Origin of the sequence: Shewanella sp. SG44-6 (assembly GCF_014164185.1) — a bacterium.
GTDB lineage: Bacteria > Pseudomonadota > Gammaproteobacteria > Enterobacterales > Shewanellaceae > Shewanella > Shewanella vesiculosa.
This window is the reverse complement of sequence record NZ_JACJER010000028.1, coordinates 14,239-34,639: the sequence shown is the minus strand read 5'-3', so window position 1 is coordinate 34,639 and position 20,401 is coordinate 14,239. Positions and strand designations below refer to the sequence as shown.

19 protein-coding genes are annotated in these 20,401 nt (G+C 41.2%); 10 read left to right on the top strand and 9 right to left on the bottom strand.

What is annotated here, in order from left to right:
* Positions 1-4: 4 nt before the first annotated feature.
* A complete protein-coding gene (recQ, locus tag H5185_RS07300; protein WP_165870194.1) occupies positions 5-1,852 on the bottom strand; it encodes a DNA helicase RecQ in 1,848 nt (615 codons plus the stop codon).
* A 200-nt stretch (positions 1,853-2,052) separates the two neighbouring features.
* Here recQ and H5185_RS07295 point away from each other — a divergent pair, with 200 nt between their 5' ends.
* Together H5185_RS07295 and rarD are read left to right on the top strand one after the other, a co-directional pair.
* A complete protein-coding gene (locus H5185_RS07295) occupies positions 2,053-2,517 on the top strand; it encodes a thioesterase family protein (protein ID WP_124018360.1) in 465 nt (154 codons plus the stop codon).
* Between the two features lie 117 nt (positions 2,518-2,634).
* Positions 2,635-3,543, top strand: coding sequence for an EamA family transporter RarD (rarD, locus tag H5185_RS07290; RefSeq protein ID WP_182698908.1), 909 nt, complete (start codon positions 2,635-2,637; stop codon positions 3,541-3,543).
* Between the two features lie 185 nt (positions 3,544-3,728).
* Here the strand turns inward: rarD and argA are convergent, their stop codons facing one another.
* The 4 genes from argA to radC all read right to left on the bottom strand — a co-directional run bounded on the left by argA (position 3,729) and on the right by radC (position 6,741).
* The gene (gene argA / locus H5185_RS07285; RefSeq protein ID WP_124018358.1) at positions 3,729-5,048 is read right to left on the bottom strand and encodes an amino-acid N-acetyltransferase; all 1,320 of its coding nucleotides are present in this window, start codon (positions 5,046-5,048) and stop codon (positions 3,729-3,731) included.
* Positions 5,049-5,525: 477 nt separating this feature from the next.
* Positions 5,526-5,699: a 50S ribosomal protein L33 gene (gene rpmG / locus H5185_RS07280; RefSeq protein ID WP_124018357.1), complete on the bottom strand. Its 174-nt coding sequence runs from the start codon at positions 5,697-5,699 to the stop codon at positions 5,526-5,528.
* A gap of 6 nt (positions 5,700-5,705) precedes the next feature.
* Entirely contained in the window at positions 5,706-5,942 is a 237-nt protein-coding gene (gene rpmB / locus H5185_RS07275; RefSeq protein ID WP_011639236.1) for a 50S ribosomal protein L28, read from the bottom strand.
* Between the two features lie 121 nt (positions 5,943-6,063).
* Positions 6,064-6,741 (bottom strand): DNA repair protein RadC, encoded by a 678-nt coding sequence (gene radC, locus H5185_RS07270; protein WP_124018356.1) that lies wholly within the window; start codon positions 6,739-6,741, stop codon positions 6,064-6,066.
* Positions 6,742-6,958: 217 nt separating this feature from the next.
* On the opposite strand from radC, the gene coaBC reads away from it, so the two are divergent.
* From coaBC to folE, 5 genes are all read left to right on the top strand, one after another.
* Positions 6,959-8,161, top strand: coding sequence for a bifunctional phosphopantothenoylcysteine decarboxylase/phosphopantothenate--cysteine ligase CoaBC (gene coaBC / locus H5185_RS07265; RefSeq protein WP_220494424.1), 1,203 nt, complete (start codon positions 6,959-6,961; stop codon positions 8,159-8,161).
* Positions 8,158-8,616 carry a dUTP diphosphatase gene (gene dut / locus H5185_RS07260; RefSeq protein WP_124018355.1) on the top strand — a complete coding sequence of 153 codons (459 nt, stop codon included), beginning with the start codon at positions 8,158-8,160 and terminating at the stop codon, positions 8,614-8,616. Before coaBC ends, dut begins: the two co-directional genes overlap by 4 nt.
* Positions 8,617-8,651: 35 nt before the next feature.
* A complete protein-coding gene (slmA, locus tag H5185_RS07255; protein ID WP_182698906.1) occupies positions 8,652-9,245 on the top strand; it encodes a nucleoid occlusion factor SlmA in 594 nt (197 codons plus the stop codon).
* Positions 9,246-9,412: 167 nt separating this feature from the next.
* Positions 9,413-11,362 (top strand): S9 family peptidase, encoded by a 1,950-nt coding sequence (locus H5185_RS07250; RefSeq protein ID WP_182741713.1) that lies wholly within the window; start codon positions 9,413-9,415, stop codon positions 11,360-11,362.
* A gap of 178 nt (positions 11,363-11,540) precedes the next feature.
* Complete coding sequence (gene folE, locus H5185_RS07245) at positions 11,541-12,191, top strand: GTP cyclohydrolase I FolE (RefSeq protein WP_124018352.1); 651 nt, start codon at positions 11,541-11,543, stop codon at positions 12,189-12,191.
* Positions 12,192-12,276: 85 nt separating this feature from the next.
* Here folE and pyrE read toward each other — a convergent pair whose 3' ends face one another.
* Entirely contained in the window at positions 12,277-12,918 is a 642-nt protein-coding gene (gene pyrE, locus H5185_RS07240) for an orotate phosphoribosyltransferase (RefSeq protein ID WP_124018351.1), read from the bottom strand.
* Positions 12,919-12,990: 72 nt separating this feature from the next.
* Positions 12,991-13,704, bottom strand: a complete 714-nt coding sequence (gene rph / locus H5185_RS07235; protein ID WP_011639245.1) for a ribonuclease PH — start codon at positions 13,702-13,704, stop codon at positions 12,991-12,993.
* 176 nt (positions 13,705-13,880) lie between these two features.
* Here rph and H5185_RS07230 point away from each other — a divergent pair, with 176 nt between their 5' ends.
* Complete coding sequence (locus H5185_RS07230) at positions 13,881-14,744, top strand: YicC/YloC family endoribonuclease (protein WP_124018350.1); 864 nt, start codon at positions 13,881-13,883, stop codon at positions 14,742-14,744.
* A gap of 344 nt (positions 14,745-15,088) precedes the next feature.
* Here H5185_RS07230 and H5185_RS07225 read toward each other — a convergent pair whose 3' ends face one another.
* Together H5185_RS07225 and H5185_RS07220 are read right to left on the bottom strand one after the other, a co-directional pair.
* Positions 15,089-15,703: a hypothetical protein gene (locus H5185_RS07225; protein ID WP_124018349.1), complete on the bottom strand. Its 615-nt coding sequence runs from the start codon at positions 15,701-15,703 to the stop codon at positions 15,089-15,091.
* Positions 15,700-16,044 carry a PadR family transcriptional regulator gene (locus H5185_RS07220; protein ID WP_124018348.1) on the bottom strand — a complete coding sequence of 115 codons (345 nt, stop codon included), beginning with the start codon at positions 16,042-16,044 and terminating at the stop codon, positions 15,700-15,702. The genes H5185_RS07225 and H5185_RS07220 overlap by 4 nt, the downstream gene beginning before the upstream one ends.
* Positions 16,045-16,302: 258 nt before the next feature.
* Between H5185_RS07220 and H5185_RS07215 the strand changes: the two genes are divergently transcribed.
* A complete protein-coding gene (locus H5185_RS07215; RefSeq protein ID WP_165870196.1) occupies positions 16,303-18,093 on the top strand; it encodes a serine hydrolase in 1,791 nt (596 codons plus the stop codon).
* Positions 18,094-18,455: 362 nt separating this feature from the next.
* Positions 18,456-19,961 carry a cytochrome-c peroxidase gene (locus H5185_RS07210; RefSeq protein WP_182741712.1) on the top strand — a complete coding sequence of 502 codons (1,506 nt, stop codon included), beginning with the start codon at positions 18,456-18,458 and terminating at the stop codon, positions 19,959-19,961.
* Positions 19,962-20,401 lie beyond the last annotated feature (440 nt).

The following is a 20,401-nucleotide window of genomic DNA, read 5'->3' as shown; positions in this document are numbered from 1 at the left end:
CCGCTTAACCTTGGGTCAAATATTCAGTGATTTCATCTAAAAACTCGCCGCCAAAGCGATCAAGCTTTATTTGACCAATGCCGTTTACCGCCAACATTTCTCCTGGACTGGTTGGCAGCATGGCGCACATTTCAGCCAGTGTGGCATCGTTAAAGACTAGGTATGGAGGAATGTCATTTTTCTCAGCCAGTTCTCGGCGCAATAATTTTAACCGAGCAAATAATTTACGATCATATTGCTGTGGAGCGCGTGAATTAGGCTTACGCTTAACATCAAGTAATTGAATCCTTGGTTCCGCTAACATGAGCGATAGCTCAGCTTTTAACACTGGTCTGGCGGCAGGATTGAGCTTAATAGCAGAGCCGCGGGTAATATCCTGACTCATCAAACCCAAATGGATTAACTGACGAATAACACTGAGCCAAAACTCAGTTGATTTATCTTTACCAATACCCCACGTCGATAATTTATCATGGCCTCTATCGACAATATTAGCCGCTTTAGAACCACGTAATACTTCAATAACATGGTGAATGCCAAAGCGTTGCTGCAAACGGTAAATACAAGACAGCACTTTTTGCGCATCTTCAGTGCCATCGTATCGTTTCGGCGGTGCCAGACAAATGTCACAGTTACCACAAGGCTCAGAGGCGACTTCATCAAAGTAATTTAGTAACACTTGGCGGCGACACGTTTGCGCTTCAGCAAATGCAGCCATTGTATGTAATTTATGAAATTCGACCTGCTGCTGTGGGCCTGGTTCAGATTGCTCAATTAAATGCCTGACTCGGCCTATATCTGCTGGATCAAACAGCATATAAGCTTCAGCATCTAAACCATCACGGCCAGCTCGACCTGTCTCTTGATAATAGGCTTCAATGCTTTTAGGAATATCGTAGTGCACCACAAAGCGTACGTTAGATTTATTAATCCCCATACCAAAAGCAACCGTCGCGACCACAATATCAATTTGATCTTTGAGAAATTTATCTTGAACGTTACTGCGCTCTTCTTGACTTAATCCGGCGTGATAAGCTTGAGCATTAAACCCTTGCAAGCGTAAACGTTCAGCCACTTCATCTACTCGGCGACGACTACTGCAATACACAATACCATTGGTGCCATTTTGAATGGTTAAGAACTGACGCAGCTGATTGGTTGCATTGAGTTTTTCTGCCACGGTATAACGAATATTAGGCCGATCGAAACTCGATAATAAGGTATAAGGCGTCACCCTTAAGCGCTCGCAAATGCTCAAACGCGTGGCATGATCTGCGGTTGCAGTTAAGGCCATTAAAGGTAAATAAGGAAAATATTCTTTTAACTGACCTAATGCAGCGTATTCAGGCCTAAAATCATGACCCCATTGGCTAATACAATGCGCTTCATCTACAGCAAACATGGAAATGTTCACTGATTGAAGACGCTCAATAAAATCAGGACGCAACAAACGTTCAGGCGACACATACAGTAATTTAATCTCGCCAGAATGAAGCTTACGTAATACCTCAGCACTTTGTTCACGCGGTAAAGATGAATTGAGATAGGCGGCGGATACACCACTTTGCATTAAACTGTCGACTTGGTCTTTCATCAACGAAATTAACGGCGATACCACGATAGTCACACCAGGCAATACAATAGCAGGCAATTGATAACACATACTTTTGCCGCCACCGGTAGGCATAATCACAAGCGTATCTTGGCCTTGTAAACTTTGCTCAATGACTTCTCGCTGCCCTTCACGAAAGGCACGATAACCAAAAACTTGCTGTAAGCTTGCAGCAAGTACATCTTGCTCTGTCGTCAACACATCTGAGGACGCAATATTGGTCGAAATCGGAGTATCCATTCACACAACATCATCATTAAAGGGGCTCTCATTTTAAAGCACTCAGCCGCAGAAGTCTTGGGCCAAAACACCTTTGTCTGTTTTCAAACAAGATAGATGATTGAGTCAAGGTCACTTTAGGGTTAGATTAAATACTCTATGACAGTACGTTTTTCAAACCAACGTTCACTATAATAATAATAAATCGACAAGGATTGCTCATGACCACCTCTATTCAAACTCAGGCTTTACAGCAAGTTGCTGATATTTTTGATCAACATGTCCCATTCCATAATCTACTCGGGTTAGACATTAAACATTACGACATCAATGGGGTTGAAGTCGTAATAAAAATGAAGCCCGAGCTAATTGGTAATATTCATCAAAACATTCTTCATGGTGGGGTTACTGCAACATTGCTTGATGTTGTCGGCGGGCTAACAGTATTTGCTGCTCTAGTAGCGAGTAAAGAGGATTGGACTCTTGAAGAACTGCAACAACGTTTAACCACCTTAGGTACCATAGATATGCGAGTCGACTTTTTACGTCCAGGTCGCGGTGAAGTCTTCACTGGTACTGGAGCGGTTATCCGTTCAGGTAACCGAGTATCGGTATGTCGGATGGAATTACATAATGAGCAAGGAGTTCATATCGCCTTTGGCACTGGTACTTATATGGTGGGATAAGCGCAATATATAAACCAAACAACCAGCTTATAAAAGAATTAGCTTAATCACTTGTGTCATCCAAAATGGCGACCTACAATCGCCATCTATTATTTTCCTGCCCATTATTGACTCACTATGCCTGATTTAGAATACCGTAAAGGAGTGTTACTGGCAGTTTGCGCTTACACCATTTGGGGTGTCGCACCACTGTATTTTAAACTTTTACATCATGTCCCCGCGACAGAAATATTAATGCACCGTGTAATTTGGTCATTCATTTTTATGATTATCATGATGCAGTTTATTGGTGGTTTTGGCCGTCTACGCCTGATCCTCAAACAACCTAAACAACTTTTAGTACTGTTTGTCACTTCAGTGCTAATTGCAGCTAATTGGCTTATTTTTATCTGGGCGGTCAACAATGACCATATGCTTGATGCCAGTTTGGGATATTTTATCAATCCGCTTTTTAACGTATTGCTTGGTATGGTATTTTTAGGTGAACGTCTGCGTAAATTACAATGGGTTGCAGTCAGTTTAGCCAGTATTGGCGTACTGGTTCAATTAATCTCTTTTGGATCAATTCCATTGCTATCATTGGCATTGGCTGCCAGCTTCGGCTTTTATGGTTTATTACGAAAAAAAGTAAATATCGATGCTAAATCAGGATTATTGGTCGAAACAGCCATCTTATTACCTATCGCCCTCGGTTATCTATTCATCACTTTAGACAGCTCGACAACAAGCATGCTGGCCAACACTCTCGACCTCAATTTACTTTTAGTCGCTGCCGGCATTATTACCACTATCCCATTACTATGTTTTGCTGGAGCGGCGGTCAGAATTCCCTTTTCAATTTTGGGTTTCTTTCAATATATTGGCCCCAGCATCATGTTTATCTTGGCGGTGAAATTATTTAATGAACCGTTTGATATTGAGAAAGGTATTACCTTTGGCTTTATTTGGGGTGCATTGATTATCTTTATCGGCGATATGCTACTGCAACGTCAACGACGCAATACTGTAGCAAAAGCCCAAGCATAATAGGCCATTGATAGCCATTTAATGGCAAGTCACAAAATTGAGCATGCTGAACACGGCTAATGCAAAACAGATTGATTGAATGGCTTAACGTAACGAGTTAATCACATTAGCAATGTACAAAATTGAATCAAAAAAATGCCGGATTTATCCGGCATTTTTTTGAGCTGTTTATCCTATCCTCGTCACTATAAATCTAAAGCAAGGATCTTCGAGCGACGCTGATAGTTATAAAGCTGCTTTTTCTTGTTCGGCAGTTCTTCAACATCGACAATACTAAAGCCATGCTCTAAAAACCAATGAATGCTGCGAGTGGTTAACGCAAATAAACGGGAATAACCGCGCACGCGTGCCTGACCAATAATATTATTGAGTAACAAGCTACCACGGTCTGCATCACGATAATCAGGGTGCACTACAAGACAGGCAAACTCACCGGCATTATCTTCTTCAAATGGATACAGTGCCGCGCAGCCGATGACTAAATTGTCACGCTCAACAAGCATAAATTGCTCTATTTCCATTTCAAGTTGCTCACGAGAGCGACGTACCAAGATACCTTGCTCTTCTAAAGGTCGAATCAGGTTTAAAATGCCACCGATATCGCTAATGGTTGCGCGGCGTAAACGCTCAGCACTTTGAGTAACAATTTGCGTACCTATGCCTTCGCGCGAGAATAACTCTTGTAACAAGGCGCCATCTTCTAAATAACTCACTAAATGACAACGTGGTACGCCTCGGCGGCACGCTTCAACACTGGCTTTTAAGAAAGCGATAGTCCCCACTGAAGTATGATCATCCTCAGACATTGTCTTGAGCATTTCTTCGATATCATCTGGCATAAGTTCGGCAATCACTTCGCCATTTGCGCCTAAAATACCGTGGCTATCACTAAAACCAATAATCTTATCGGCCTTTAACTTAATCGCGACTTGGGTCGCCACCTCTTCAGCGGTCAGGTTAAAGCTTTCACCAGTAACAGAAGCCGCAATCGGCCCCATTAATACAATACCGTTGTTATCTAATTGGCGGCGTAACCCTTGTGCATCAATACGACGTACTTTGCCACTTAAACAAAAGTCGACACCGTCATCAACACCCAGCGGTTGCGCAATAACAAAATTACCACTGACTAAGTTAATTTGTGCATTCTGCATTGGCGTATTACCTAAGCTCATCGACAGCCTAGCGGTAATATCAAATTGAGTCGCCCCCGCAACCTGCTTGATAATCTTTAAGGTTTCATCATCAGTAATACGAATACCATTATGGTATGCAGGCTCAATTCCAGCAGCCTTTAAGCCGGCATCTATCTGTGGTCTTGCACCATAGACTAATACCACTTCAATCCCAAGCGAGTGCAACAAAGCCACATCATTCAAAATACCGCGGAATTGTGGATGCGCTAATGCTTCGCCACCCAACATGACGACAAAAGTTTTACCTCTATGCGCATTAACATAAGGAGCAGAATGACGAAATCCATCAACTAATTCAGTGGTTCTCACGGGCAAATTCACCTCGGTATAAATTTGATGTGCATTAATGGTTATGACAAAAAATGTCACACAATGATTTGTAGTGCCAAAAGGGAATGGTATTGCATTTTAATTCACTTTTAAAGCATTTTATTTCACTCAAAGTAAAACAGAGTGTCTCAAATTTATATGAAAAAATCATTACAGCCAAAAAGTTAGCTTATTTTTACTGTGAATAATACTTTACGCATATATTTATAACATTACATTAAACTTTAATAACAATCCTCAAACATCATCACATAATAATAATGACCACAGAGCTTGATTCAATACCATAAGATTAATCATGCACCATACATAGTAAACAACTACGCAGTACAGGAAAATCAGCAGCTTAGTCACCATTTGAGTTCACCTGCTTATGCAACAGTTTAGTATAGACTATTTTCAAACGGCCATAAAAAAAGCCCCAATTAAGGGGCTTTTTTAAGAATCAAAAATCAATTACTTGATTTTAGCTTCTTTGTACATAACGTGCTGACGAATGACTGGATCAAATTTCTTGATTTCCATTTTTTCAGGCATGTTACGCTTGTTCTTTTCAGTAGTGTAGAAGTGACCAGTTTTAGCAGTAGATACTAATTTGATCTTCTCACGATTACCTTTAGATTTAGCCATTTTCTATTATACCTTCTCGCCACGGGCACGAAGTTCTTTAACAATCACTTCGATACCTTTCTTGTCGATAATACGGATACCTTTAGTAGATACACGTAATTGCACGAAACGCTTTTCTTCTTCTAACCAAAAACGGTGGTTTTGTAGGTTAGGTAAAAAACGACGACGAGTCGAATTTTTTGCGTGCGAACGGTTGTTACCAACCATTGGCTTCTTGCCAGTTACTTGGCATACTCTTGACATGTCAATCTTCTCCAAAACAAATTTTTAACGCTCGAGCATTAATGTGCCTCGTATGGCCGTCGCCCGAGGCACAAAGAGGGCGCATTTTATACACGATTGACCATATAAGATCAAGCAGTGTTTATACAATCCACCCTCGCTCGGCAAAGGAGACTATCTCCTGATCACCTACAACCATATGATCTAACAAAGAAACATCTATGGTTGCCAATGCATTTTTTATTCGCTCAGTTATTCGCCGATCTGCCTGACTTGGCTCAGCAATGCCAGACGGGTGATTGTGACACACAATTACCGCTGCCGCTTTTTTCTCCAAAACAAGGCTTACAACCTCGCGAGGATAAACAGAAGCAGAATCGATGGTGCCACGAAATAATTCTACAAATTGAATGACTCTATGTTGGGTATCCAACAATAGTAAGGCGAACACTTCATAGGATCGGTCTGCCAATTGTCTCATTAAATAGTCCCGAGTTAAATCAGGATTTGTCAAAATTTGTCCTCTTTGTAGATTTTCATGCGCAATTCGCTTAGAAATTTCCGCTGCAGCCTGTAATTGAGCATATTTTACCGGTCCAACACCGGCTAATTTACATACTTGGCTTTTAGGTGCACTCAATAAACTGCGCAAACCACCAAACTGATGAATCATGTTTCGGGCTAAATCCACCGCATTTTGACCTGCCAGACCATTACGTAATATTACCGCGAGCAATTCTGCATCCGAAAGATGTCCTGCACCCTTGAGCAATAATTTTTCTCGCGGCCCTTCTCCTTGTGGCCAATCTTTAATTCCCATGAATGTCCCTTATATTCAATGTGGCATTACACTTCGCGTACTCAATCGACTCTAGTCACAAAACAATCACCCATCACAGCATCAATAAGCGGTCACTGTCATTTTCAAAAAGAGTTCGAATCAATTACACAGTATGGTCGATATTTTTGAGATTGGATCTACGTAACTTGTCACAGGTTTGTGATATTGTTAGCCGAAATTAGATTTGAGTCGGATAATGTGCATCATGCTGACAAATAAAAAAGTATTACTCGGAATTGGTGGCGGTATTGCCGCTTACAAAAGTGCAGACCTTATTCGCCGCTTGAAAGAGCGTGGCGCAGACGTACGTGTCATTATGACCCAAAGCGCCATGGAGTTTATTACCCCATTGACCATACAAGCGCTCTCTGGCAACCCAGTAGCCTCTGATTTACTCGATCCCGCAGCAGAAGCGGCTATGGGTCATATCGAACTCGCTCGTTGGGCTGACGTTGTTCTATTAGCACCTGCTACAGCTAATTTAATTGCACGTATCAATGCAGGTATGGCGAATGATTTACTAACCACCACCTGTTTAGCCACCAGTGCGCCTGTTATTGTATGCCCAGCAATGAATCAACAGATGTACCAAAACATCACCACTCAAGAAAACCTAGCCAATTTAGCCCGTAAAGGCCTCATCATCTGGCAGCCAGCATCTGGTAATCAAGCCTGTGGTGAAGTCGGCCCAGGCAGAATGCAAGAACCCACTGCGATGGCAGAACAATTAGTGCAATTTTTTGGCCCTAAATCACTCTGCGGCCATAACGTGCTTATAACTGCGGGCCCCACACGTGAAGCCATAGATCCAGTGCGATATATCTCGAATCACAGCTCAGGGAAAATGGGTTATTCATTAGCGCAAGCAGCGGCTGAAATGGGCGCCAAGGTGACATTAGTCTCTGGTCCAGTCAATTTAGCCACGCCTCCAGGTGTCACGCGTATTGATGTTGATTCAGCGCAGCAGATGCTCGAAGCTGTAATAGGCCAAGTTGAACAACATGATATTTTTATCGGCTGTGCCGCAGTGGCTGATTATCGAATTGCAGCTGTCGCGGATCAAAAAATCAAAAAATCGGCTGAACAAATGCAACTTGCGCTGGTACGAAATCCTGATATCTTAGCCGCGGTAGCTCAGCACGCTATCCGACCTTTTACGGTCGGTTTTGCTGCAGAAACAAACGATGTCGAACAATACGCTCGCGGTAAACTACAGCGCAAAAAGCTTGATATGATTGCCGCCAACGATGTTTCTATTCAAGGCTTAGGCTTTAATGCCGATAGCAATGCACTACAGGTATTCTGGCAAGATGGCAGCCAACAACTGCCGGCAACAGATAAACTGACTCTAGCGCGCCAATTACTTACATTGATAAAACAACAACTAAAAAAATCATGAAAACACCCATTGAACTAAAAATTATCGACTCGCGTATTGGCAGTGAATTTCCATTACCCGCCTACGCAACTTCAGGTAGTGCAGGCATGGACTTACGCGCCATGACCGACGCGACTATGGTGATTGAACCTGGTCAAACGGTATTAATTCCAACCGGTATCGCTATTCATGTTGCTGACCCCAGCCTTGCGGCGGTAATTTTGCCGCGCTCAGGCATGGGCCACAAGCATGGTATCGTTTTAGGCAATTTAGTCGGGTTAATAGACTCCGATTATCAAGGGCAATTAATGGTGTCATGTTGGAACCGAAGTGATAAACCATTCACACTCGAAATAGGCGACCGTTTAGCCCAATTGATGTTTGTACCCGTTGTACAGGCAGCATTTACCCTAGTGGATGAGTTTAATAGCTCAGATCGTGGAGAAGGCGGATTTGGTCACTCAGGCACCAAATAACCTTTTCAAGTAGTCACTGAGCCAAGGAACAGATAATGGCTGAAAGCCCTAAAATAAATCGCCGTGAGCATATTTTACAATGCTTAGCACAAATGCTCGAAACCAGCCCTGGTCAACGTATAACTACAGCCAAACTGGCCGCAGAAGTGGGTGTATCTGAAGCCGCACTTTATCGACACTTTCCTAGCAAAGCACGGATGTTCGAAGGCTTAATTGAGTTTATTGAAGATGCTATATTATCGCGTTTAAACATCATCATGGACGAAGAAAAAGATACTATGGTTCGCTGCCAATTAGTGCTGCACTTATTATTGGTATTTTCTGAACGTAACCCAGGGATCTCGCGAGTATTAAATGGCGATGCGTTGTTGGGTGAAAACGAACGTTTACGCAGTCGTATCGATGTGCTTTTTGCAAAAATAGAAACCCAAATCAAACAAATTCTACGAGAAAAAACCTTACGTGAAGGCGTAGGCTTTAATATCGATGAAGCCATTCTGGCTAACTTGTTACTCGCCTTTGCCGAAGGCAGAATTTCACAATTTGTCCGCAGTGAATTTAAACAAAAGCCAACCCAACACTTTGATGAACAGTGGACCTTTATTCAGCAACAGTTGTTGAGAAGTTAACCGTCTTTAGGGCTGTATGCTGTTAACATGTAGCCCTAGATGTTAAATCATTTAAAACCTATATCCACCTAATTCTGCTGAATAATTAGTCGACAACTCTTGCCCCAAAAACTCAGATAAAATACAATGCCTTTACATTTTTAACATTAATTACACGGACTGTATTTATGCTGCGCATTTTATACCTCACATGTTGTTTGCTCGTTCTATTTACCACCCACACTTTTGCTGCTCCACAAATTAAAGACTTTAGTGCTGATTCAGAGTTTTCTGGCGTTAAAATTTCACCCGATGGTAAGCACCTTGGTGTGATCCTAATCGAAGATGAAAAACGCACTTTGCTCATCCTTAACCTTGAATCGATGAAGCCAACGTATGCGGTTAAATTCAGTGGCGATGAAGAAGTGGGCAGTTATTATTGGGTCAATGAAGAAAGGGTTGTGTTACAAAAACTCTATAAACATGCTCAACGTGAAGTGTCCGATTACTACGGTGAGCTATTGGCAGTCAATTTTGACGGCAGCAAATCAAAATACCTATTTGGTTACAACAGTGATACATCAGCAAGTACAAAAATAAAAAGTAATGGTGGTATTCAAGCGACTGCATTCGTATTAGATACTTTAAAGGATGATAAAGACGATATCCTTGTAATGGCTTACCCTTGGAATAAGCAGAATTATACATATACAGAAGTTTATCGCGTCGATGTTTACTCAGGTAAACGAAAACGCCTTACCACATCACCGGTCGCAAATGCAGGTTTCTTAGTTGATAACAATGAAAACGTGCGCTTTAGTTTTGCCAGAGACAAGAAAAACAATGATCAACTCTTCTACTATGAAAATGATGAATGGGTTGATGCTGAGAGAATTAAAGGCGGACTAACCGATTTCTACCCTCTTTCGTTCACCGAAGACAACAAATCGATTTATGCTATTGCTCATGGTGAAGGCGCGACTAGCGCTATCTATGAAGTCGAACTCGCTACAGCTAAACATAAAAAAATCATCCAACATGATGTTGTCGATCCATTTATGACATGGGTAAGTGACCAAACAAACACCCTTTACGCGGTAGAGTTTGAAAACGGATATCCTGAGTATCAATTTGTCGACACTGAGAGTGCCAAAGCCAAAGCATTGCAACAGCTAATGGCTGCAATTCCTGATCACCGTATTCGTATCGTAAGTGAAACTGTTGACGGTAATACCCTTATTGTTATGGCAATGAATGACAGAAACTCTGGTGACTATTATTTATTTGACCGTAAAAAACTCAAACTTAAATTCTTGTTCGCTGAAAATGCTGCCCTAGACCCTAGCGACATGTCTGAAGTACGTCCCATCAGCTTTACTAACCGTGATGGTGTGACGATTCATGGTTATTTAACCCTACCTCGTGGCATAAAAGAACATAAAAACATGCCTCTAGTGGTTAACCCTCATGGCGGCCCACATGGCCCGCGCGACTTGTGGGTATTCAACTCTGAAAACCAGCTATTAGCACAAAATGGCATTGCCGTATTACAGGTTAACTTCCGCGGTTCGGGTGGGTACGGTAAAGCATTTGAAGAATCAGGCTACTTGGCTTGGGGAAGCAAAATTCAATACGATATTATCGATGCGACCCAATATGTTATCGATCAGGGTTATGCCGACAAAGATAGAGTGTGTATTTCTGGCGGCAGTTTTGGTGGATACTCAGCGCTAATGAGCCCAATGCTAGCGCCAGATATGTTCAAATGCGCAGTAGGCGTTGCCGGTGTTTATGATTTAGAACAAATGTATAAAACCGGTGATGTTCCTGAATCTTATGGGGGAGAAGCATACTTGGAAGAAGTGTTAGGTACTGATATCCAACGCCTTCGTGAAATGTCGCCAACTCACAATGTTAATAAACTGAAAGCAAAAGTGTTATTAATTCATGGTGAAGAAGATGAGCGCGCGCCTATTGAGCAATTTGAAGCAATGGAAAAAGCGTTAAATCAAGCCAACTACCCATTCCAAAAAGAGATATGGAAAAAGGAAGGCCATGGTTTTTTTAACGCCGAAAACCGAGCAAAATATTACGAAATCACACTCAAATTCATCAAAGAAAACCTAAACGTAAAGTAGTTATCGCTTAAACGTTTAACCACAAAAGGCCGATACCTGACTAAAAGGGTCGGCTTTTTTGTTACCCGTAGTATTAATTTAGCGCAAATCGCGTTATTCTCCTCGTCCCTTAACGGGCACCCAAATGGGTATTAACATACACTCATATAAACAGTGATATTGAGTAGTTGGAGGATATATGGCACTCAGTGAAGCCGCAATAAAAGTACAAGCAGCACTAAAAGACCGTGGGCTAGAAACCCCGATGTTGCCAAAAACTTCCACGCCTGAACAACGTAAAGTCAAAATTGAACACCATATGCGTGAAATTTTGACCTTAATGTCACTCGACTTAACCGACGACAGCTTGGCTGATACTCCACGCCGCATTGCTAAAATGTATGTCGACGAAATTTTCTCAGGGCTTGATTACGAAAACTTCCCTAAGATCACGGTTATCGAAAACAAAATGGGTGTTGATGAAATGGTCCGCGTACAAGACATCAGTCTTACCAGCACCTGCGAACATCACCTAGTGACCATTGATGGCTTTGCCACTGTGGCCTATTTGCCCCGTAGCAAAATTATTGGCTTGTCTAAAATCAATCGTATCGTGCGATTTTTTGCCCAGCGCCCACAAGTGCAAGAGCGCCTAACCCAACAAGTGTTAGTGGCGCTGCAAACATTACTTGAAACCAAAGACGTAGCAGTAAAAATGGATGCGGTACATTACTGCGTAAAATCTCGCGGCGTAATGGACTCAACCAGCTCGACCACGACCACTGCATTGGGTGGTATTTTTAAATCAAACCCTGCAACCCGCGCCGAGTTTTTACACCAAGTAAAATAATGTATGTAAACAAAACGCCAATAAAAACGCAGCCACCTAATTTAATAATCTAGGGGCTGCGTTTTTGTATTCATGGTTAAAAAGACTAAATCCCGTATTGCTCACGATAAGCGCTAACTGAAGCAAGTTCTGCTTCCATACCCGGCTTTTCAGACAAGTAACTGATTAAATCAGCAAGCGTAATTATCGACACAATCTGGCAGCCAAAATCGCGTTCAACTTCTTGAATCGCCGACAACTCGCCTTTGCCTTTCTCTTGGCGATCAAGTGCAATCAACACGCCCGCAAGTTGGGCATTGTGGGCATTAATAATCTCCATCGATTCACGAATAGCCGTACCAGCAGTGATCACATCGTCCACCAACATCACTTTGCCTTTTAACTCGCTGCCCACCAAACTGCCACCTTCGCCGTGGGTTTTGGCTTCTTTACGGTTAAAGCAATAAGGAATATCCACATCGTGATGATCACACAAGGCAACCGCTGTGGTTGTCGCAATCGGAATACCTTTATACGCTGGGCCAAATAACAAATCGAATTCAATACCCGAGTCCATTAACGCCGCAGCATAAAAGCGGCCTAAACGCGCTAAGTCTTTACCCGTATTGAATAATCCAGCATTAAAAAAGTACGGGCTCGTACGGCCAGATTTAAGGGTAAACTCACCGAAACGTAATACTTGGCGAGCTAAAGCAAACTCAATAAATTCGCGTTGATAGGCTTTCACGGTTATTCCTCTTTTATCAAATTTTAGACTAAAAAAAAGGACCGTAATCGGTCCTCATTTTTCAACAGCATATTAACTTAACGCAGCTTTTTGCACATCGACAATTTCGCGAATACTGTTTTTAGCTAACACTAACAACTCAAGTAACTCTTCATGGCTAAATGGCTCGCCTTCTGCAGTACCTTGAATTTCAATAATTTTACCCGTTTCAGTCATCACAACGTTCATGTCAGTTTCTGCAGCGCTGTCTTCAATGTATTCTAAATCACTGATCGCTTCGCCTTTATAAATGCCCACACTAACAGCAGCAATTAAAAACTTAAGTGGGTTAGCTTTAATAATGCCTTTACCACGAGCCCAATTAAGTGCATCAACTAATGCGACACAAGCACCAGTAATAGCCGCAGTACGCGTACCACCATCAGCTTGAATAACGTCACAATCGATAACGATGGTGTTTTCACCTAACAACTTCATGTCTACAGCGGCACGTAATGCACGGCCAATTAAACGTTGAATTTCTTGGGTACGGCCAGACTGCTTACCACGAGCCGCTTCACGGTCCATACGGCTATGAGTTGAACGCGGTAACATACCATATTCAGCAGTTACCCAACCTTGGCCTTGGCCTTTAAGAAAACGCGGAACGCCTTCAGTGAAACTGGCAGTACATAATACTTTTGTGTCGCCAAACTCAACTAAAACAGAGCCTTCAGCATGTGCAGTAAAAGAACGCGTAATAGTGATCGGGCGAGTTTGAGCTGGTGTACGGTTACTTGGGCGCATGAAAAGTCCTGTAGTCGAATTCATATCAGATTTGAGCCCATATTATAGAGCTTCACGCCGTTAGATGCCATGCTAAGCAGCGATAAGCCACAAATCTATCGACTAATCCTTTAATCCGGTTGGCTAAAACGGCTATAATCACTCCACATTCGCGTAATAACATAACAGGACACTCCATGATCCAAAGCATGACAGCCTACGCTCGTATCGAGCACAAAGCACAATGGGGCACCGCCTCATGGGAAATCCGCTCAGTCAACCAGCGCTACCTAGAAACCTACCTGCGCCTACCTGAGCAGTTTCGCAGCTTTGAACCTGTCTTACGTGACCGCTTACGTAAACGCCTGAATCGTGGCAAAATCGAAGTTAATTTACGTTATGAACTTGCCGACAACAGCAGTAATGAATTACAGCTAAACCAAGCGCTAGCAAAGCAGTTGTTAAGTGCTGCAAATTGGTTAAAACAAGAAGCAGGACAAGGCGAACTCAGCTTAACTGATGTGCTGCGTTGGCCTGGCGTGCTGTCCGCTGCAGAACAAGATATGGATAGCATCGGTGCCGATTTAATGATCGCGTTTGACAGTGCTATCGATCAGTTTATCGAAGCGCGCGGCCGTGAAGGTGAAGCCATTAAAGACATGCTACTTACCCGTTTAGACGGTGTAATGGAGCAAGTAAAGGTTGTGCGTGACCACATGCCAACCGTCATGCAGTATCAACGCGACAAACTGACTAACCGCTTAGCCGATATCGCAGGCGAATTAGATCCTGCCCGTATCGAACAAGAAATGGTGTTATTGGCGCAAAAGCAAGATGTCGCCGAAGAAATGGACCGCCTTGAAGCTCATGTAGCAGAAGCTCGCCGCATTCTTAAAAAAGGTGGCAGCGAAGGTCGCCGTCTAGATTTTATGATGCAAGAGTTTAACCGCGAATCAAACACCCTGGCGTCTAAATCAATCAGTGCAGAAATCACTTCTGCCGCTGTAGAATTAAAAGTATTGATTGAGCAAATGCGCGAGCAGATCCAGAACGTAGAATAAATTTTTAGCCTGTTTTAACAGGCTAAAAATGACCAATAAAACCCAGCATTTGCTGGGTTTTATGTTTTTGCAGGAGTTTGATGGTTTACTATTGTTACGTCAAAATTGGTGACTAAATTAAACTAGGATCTGCACTACAAATAAATCTGGGAAGCATTTTCCCCTACTTGTCCTTCCGTTGGCGCTACAACCAAAAAGTTTGATCGCAACGCACTTTAGATGACACTTTACCTTCACCTCATTTTTCTACGTGTTGATGACCAATGCTTAAGCTACAGCCGATTAAAATTAATCACTTAAAGGTTTTGTTTTTAGATAATAGCGTTGAAAAACGCGCAGGCGCACTAATAGGAGCTCTGTTTATTAACCTTAGGTTTAAAAAACAACAGATACAATAGTTTACTTAAACCCCAATAGGCAAAAACACTAGCTAAAATGGCGATAAATGAAAACTGCGCAGGCAGCCATTGAGTTGCATTATCTTGATGAGAAAAAGAGAGTGATAGCAACCCACCATTATTATCCAGCCAAATGCCAACTTCAGGGTTGAATATATGCATTATTCCCATAATAAAAAAGATAAATGAAATAAAATATCCAAAGCCAAAAATAGCAGTTAAAGACAAGTGTAATAAGCTTTTTTGAGTAATTTGTAATAAGCTTTTTAATATCGCTTTGGGGTGCCCTTTAGCGACACTTTGCGCATGCAAAATATCTGAAATTAATGGTGTCAGGTATAAATCAGGCTCACCTAAACGGTCAATAGCATTAATAATTCTTTTTTCTTCACTTTCAGCGCCATCATTTAAAGCTGACTCATATAGATGGCTTAAAATTTCCATCTTAATATCATCTTTTTCACTTACCGATAAAGGTGCTAACTTGTGATTAAGTTCGCGCTCAAAGTTACTCCATAATTTTTTAGATGTTTCACTTTTAATAGGAAATTGATGTGTCATGATTGCATCACCATTTTTAGCACTGAGCTATGCGTATTAGTCCAAATTACTTTCATTTTATCTAAAGTCTCAATACCAGCGTCGGTAATTTGGTAATACTTACGTGGTGTACCAACCTCGGCTGTTTTCCATTCTGTTTGAACTAATCCATCACGCTTTAAACGGTTAAGTAACGGATAAAGCGTTCCTTCGGCGACTTCTATTGAAGTAAGATTTTTAATCTCCGACGCTATTTCGTAACCATAACTCATGTTTTGTTTTAACTTTAATAAGATAATAAATTCTAGTAAACCTTTACGAAATTGAGGCAACCATCGGTCAATGATCTGATCAGAAAGCATGGCACAGTTATCTTTAATAATTTAATCATGCCTACATAGTAAAACGATATACATACCATTGCAATTTCTGTTCGGTATTACTTTAAAAATGTTGTTATTAATCGAAGATAACCTAGGTCACTTGATGAACATATCATCTAAACTCCATGATTACTATGCCAAATAAATTTAACTACGTACATTGTATTGCTATGTATAATTTATTGAACTAGACTACCTAGCAATGCAATGTACATAGTATGGGTTTTAGGTGATCAAATGAATATTAAAAATATAGCCATTATAATTCTAACCTTGGGTTTAATAAGCCATGTCCAAGCTAACGAAAATGAATATGACGTAACCGAAATTTCAAAATTAATGGCTTCATATGAGCAACTTGGTCGTTTTAATGGTGCAATAACGATTAAAAAAGACGATAAAATTATTTATAGCCGGGGTTATGGATCCGCGAATGTAAAAACTGAAGTTAACAATGATAGTGATAAAGTATTTGCAATAGGTTCAATTTCAAAGCAATTTACCGCTAGCGCCATATTATTATTAGCCCAACAAGGTAAATTATCATTAGCAGACCCCATAGCGACATACCTACCCTATTATCAAAATGAAGTGGGTCAAAAAGCGACTATTTACCAACTGTTAACTCATACTGCCGGTATTCCAGATCCTATGGATACGGGTAAAGGTATTGACGGTGATAATGATCCACTCATGCACGAGAAAACCTTACCTGTAACAAAGAAATCATTAATTGATAGCTTTAAAGATCTGCCTAACTCATTTGAACCAGGCAGCCGTTATGAATACACCAATACTGGCTATATTTTATTAGCTGACATTATTGAGCGAGCATCAGGAAAAACTTACGCTGATTACCTAAAAACCTACCTTTTCGAACCTGCTGGCATGAAAAATACTAGTGCATCCAGACCTGACAATAGCCCGCTGTTAGTCGAGAGCTATAGCGGCATAGGTTCCGACAAAGTACACACCACTAAAATAGACAACAGTTGGTTAGTCGGTGCAGCAAGCCTTTATTCAACCACAGGAGATTTGTTCAAATGGGTAGATGCAATGAATGCCCATAAAATATTCAAAGACAAGAAGTTTGATTATTTACTCTCTAACCCTGTGGATTTGAGAAGAAATAATGAGTTTTATGGTTATGGCATGGAAATGACAACATTATGGGGTCAAAAAGCCTATCGCCATGATGGTGCAACTGCAGGCACAGTAGCAGATTTTATTTACCTTCCAGAGCAAAATATAACCATTATTATATATATGAATCATGTACATAATGTTAGTAATATTGACCTCTCAATTGATATGAGAAAAAAAATTATTCAACAAGTTTCAGGGATTTTGTTAGCCCATAAAACGCCCGATATAGTGTCTTTAGTAAGCAATAACACCCTAGATTTACAGCAATATGTAGGCCGTTATGCGTTTGATGATGACCATCAAATAGCGATAACACTCAAAGATAATACTTTGAAAATTAACACCATTGGCTTAAAAAATTGGACATTATATAACTTAGCGCAAGTGACTCACCTACCACCAGATCAACTCACTGACACAGCCACAAAATTATTTAACCTGCTTAATACCAATGAGTTAACTAAATTAGCTGAAATTTTTGATGAACAAATGGCCTCTGCACCGCTCGATGTTTTTCAAGGGTTTTGGCAGCAATTAGAAGCAGAACTTGGCGCTTTAGAAAATCACTATAGCTTTTCAAAAAGTATTGATAATGATGAGATCCAGCAGCGACTAATTTTTGAAAAAGGCATTGTAGATATGTCGGTCTTTTTCGATAAAGATGGAAAAATTAAAGGCATTCAAAACTCCTCACCAATCCCCAAAGAAGAGAATGGTTTTACATCTAAACTGCTCAGCATAGAGGGTGATAAGTTACTCATTGACGGATATGTTATAAAGCAGCATCAAGATTTAATTCTTAAATTTACCCGTAATAATAAAAATCAAATCACTGGCTTTAGCTACAACCAAATGGTCGAACATCAGGCAATTAAACAATAGTAACTTCCCCCCGTGACTTCACTGTGATCACGGGGGGCTTCTCGACATATTTGACTTACCGCCTTTTACTACACCTTCCAAAGCCTTATCAGATAATGATCTTTTAACATCAGAGGCTGGCTGCTGATGTCGCACTAGCAGTAATGCTCCAATACAGTGCGCCTCAATGGATTTTTAAAGTAATAATCATCCATGCTAACGCTGGCCACTCAAATGAATCGAAATGGTCTGGCTTTTACTCTACTAATTAATAATACCTACCCATAATGATAACAAATAGTTAAATAAATGATGCGTAAATGTTAAATAGGGCCATACTCACGTACGAATTCCAATGCACATTGCTAAGTTAAAGGAAAAGTATGTCTACTAAATTTACGCTCTCATTTGTTGCCCTTATTTGTGGATTGTTGCTTGTGGGCTGTAAAGATACAGCACAAGACCCTGTTGCCATTGAAAGTATAAAATTAACCACAGATTTACGAAGTATAATTGAGGTGCAATCCTTAACGGGTGAACCTGCAGTAGGACGCGATTTGCCACAAGTCGACTCTCCAATTGTGACACTTGGAATGCAATTATTTTTCAGCCAAGCATTGAGTGGTGAAATGGATGTCGCATGCGTGAGTTGCCATCACCCGGTATTAGGCGGCGGAGATGAACTGGCATTATCAATAGGTGTTGAATCTGTCGAACCACTGCTATTAGGATCTGGCCGTGAACACAGTTCTGCTGGAACCGCATTTGATGGTGGACCAACTGTGCCACGCAATGCACCAACAACTTTTAATATTGGTTTATATGACAAGGCAATATTTCACGATGGCCGTATCGAAAGTATTGAAGGTAATATTGGTACTAATGGCACTGGCACCCAAATTTTGACTCCAGATTCACCGAATAGTAGCACTCCAGACCTTAAAGCGATTAATTTAGCAGCTAGTCAAGCTAGCTTCCCTGTGACGTCCAATGAAGAGATGAAAGGACACAAAAAAGGTGCACTAAATAACGAGGGGATCCGTGATTATTTAGTAACACGACTTCGCGGAGATAACGATGATCTGCCTACCAATGAATGGTTAAAGGCATTTAGAGTTGGTTTACAAGATGAAAATGGCACAGCTGAAGAACTCATTACTCAAGCAAATATATTCAATGCTATTGGTGAATATGAGCGTTCTCAAGTATTTGTCGATAGCCCTTGGAATTCGTTTGTAAAAGGTGAAGATGACGCTATAAGCTTAGATGCTAAGAAAGGGGCGAAGTTATTTTTTGCCACTTCAGCAGATGGGGGTGCCAATTGTGCCAGTTGCCACAGCGGCGATTTCTTTACCGATGAGAATTACCACAACATAGCAATACCACAAATTGGTCGAGGCAAAGGCGATGGTGTCACTGGCACTAATGATTTAGGTCGTTTTAGGGTCACCAAACAAGAGGCTGATAAGTTTGCATTTAGAACTCCAGCATTATTAAATGTCGCAGTTACATCACCTTACGGCCACAGTGGAGCTTATCAATCGTTGGAAGCTGTGGTTCGTCATCACCTTAACGTAGAATCAGCAGTAACTAACTACGCCTTATCTGATAATGTGAGTCAAATGGGCATACAAAGTAATGATCTGATGCCAAATACCCTAGAGGCATTAGATAAATTAGCCAGCGACAGAATCGCAGGCATACCAGGCCAGATTGAAAATCTCGATTTAACCAGCGAACAAGTCACACAGTTGGTAACGTTTTTAAATACCCTTACAGATAACTGTGTATCAGGCGCAATTGATGCGACTTGCTTAAGTCAATGGGTGCCAAATGACAACACGCCTGATCCTGATGGATTGCGGCTAGTAGCTAAATTTCAAGATTAACCAACTAGATTATAGAGTTAAAAATGGTGTCCATACATCAGCCAAACATAACATTGTGATCTTGGTTATTCGCCTCAAAAAATGAGGCGAATAACTTTTTTGCATGCTTTCAAGAATCATCCCAAAACAACTTCATCGCTTAATTCATTAGTCATTTATCCATACAACAATGATATTTAACGCAATCGTTCAATTCTGACCAATGTTAACTCAGCTATTATTCACTGGGCATTTTATGGCGCGACCGTTTTATTAGCCGTGTGAATATAAAAGCCGACCGTAAAAACCAGTGTTGGTGACAGCAAAACCTGCACGGCAAATTCCATTTTCCCTCCCCAACAGAAGTGCCACAACACAATATATGCGCTTGTATAGAATGTTGTTCACGTTTTAAACATTTATCTTCACATCCCATTCAATAGCTTGAGTTAAATCACGAA

What these genes read in the sequence shown, in the direction of transcription:
- recQ (WP_165870194.1), bottom strand. Translation starts at nt 1,852, where the DNA reads ATGGATACTCCGATTTCGACCAATATTGCGTCCTCAGATGTGTTGACG.
- H5185_RS07295 (WP_124018360.1), top strand. Translation starts at nt 2,053, where the DNA reads ATGACCACCTCTATTCAAACTCAGGCTTTACAGCAAGTTGCTGATATT.
- rarD (WP_182698908.1), top strand. Translation starts at nt 2,635, where the DNA reads ATGCCTGATTTAGAATACCGTAAAGGAGTGTTACTGGCAGTTTGCGCT.
- rpmG (WP_124018357.1), bottom strand. Translation starts at nt 5,699, where the DNA reads ATGGCTAAATCTAAAGGTAATCGTGAGAAGATCAAATTAGTATCTACT.
- rpmB (WP_011639236.1), bottom strand. Translation starts at nt 5,942, where the DNA reads ATGTCAAGAGTATGCCAAGTAACTGGCAAGAAGCCAATGGTTGGTAAC.
- radC (WP_124018356.1), bottom strand. Translation starts at nt 6,741, where the DNA reads ATGGGAATTAAAGATTGGCCACAAGGAGAAGGGCCGCGAGAAAAATTA.
- coaBC (WP_220494424.1), top strand. Translation starts at nt 6,959, where the DNA reads ATGTGCATCATGCTGACAAATAAAAAAGTATTACTCGGAATTGGTGGC.
- dut (WP_124018355.1), top strand. Translation starts at nt 8,158, where the DNA reads ATGAAAACACCCATTGAACTAAAAATTATCGACTCGCGTATTGGCAGT.
- slmA (WP_182698906.1), top strand. Translation starts at nt 8,652, where the DNA reads ATGGCTGAAAGCCCTAAAATAAATCGCCGTGAGCATATTTTACAATGC.
- H5185_RS07250 (WP_182741713.1), top strand. Translation starts at nt 9,413, where the DNA reads ATGCTGCGCATTTTATACCTCACATGTTGTTTGCTCGTTCTATTTACC.
- folE (WP_124018352.1), top strand. Translation starts at nt 11,541, where the DNA reads ATGGCACTCAGTGAAGCCGCAATAAAAGTACAAGCAGCACTAAAAGAC.
- rph (WP_011639245.1), bottom strand. Translation starts at nt 13,704, where the DNA reads ATGCGCCCAAGTAACCGTACACCAGCTCAAACTCGCCCGATCACTATT.
- H5185_RS07230 (WP_124018350.1), top strand. Translation starts at nt 13,881, where the DNA reads ATGATCCAAAGCATGACAGCCTACGCTCGTATCGAGCACAAAGCACAA.
- H5185_RS07225 (WP_124018349.1), bottom strand. Translation starts at nt 15,703, where the DNA reads ATGACACATCAATTTCCTATTAAAAGTGAAACATCTAAAAAATTATGG.
- H5185_RS07220 (WP_124018348.1), bottom strand. Translation starts at nt 16,044, where the DNA reads ATGCTTTCTGATCAGATCATTGACCGATGGTTGCCTCAATTTCGTAAA.
- H5185_RS07215 (WP_165870196.1), top strand. Translation starts at nt 16,303, where the DNA reads ATGAATATTAAAAATATAGCCATTATAATTCTAACCTTGGGTTTAATA.
- H5185_RS07210 (WP_182741712.1), top strand. Translation starts at nt 18,456, where the DNA reads ATGTCTACTAAATTTACGCTCTCATTTGTTGCCCTTATTTGTGGATTG.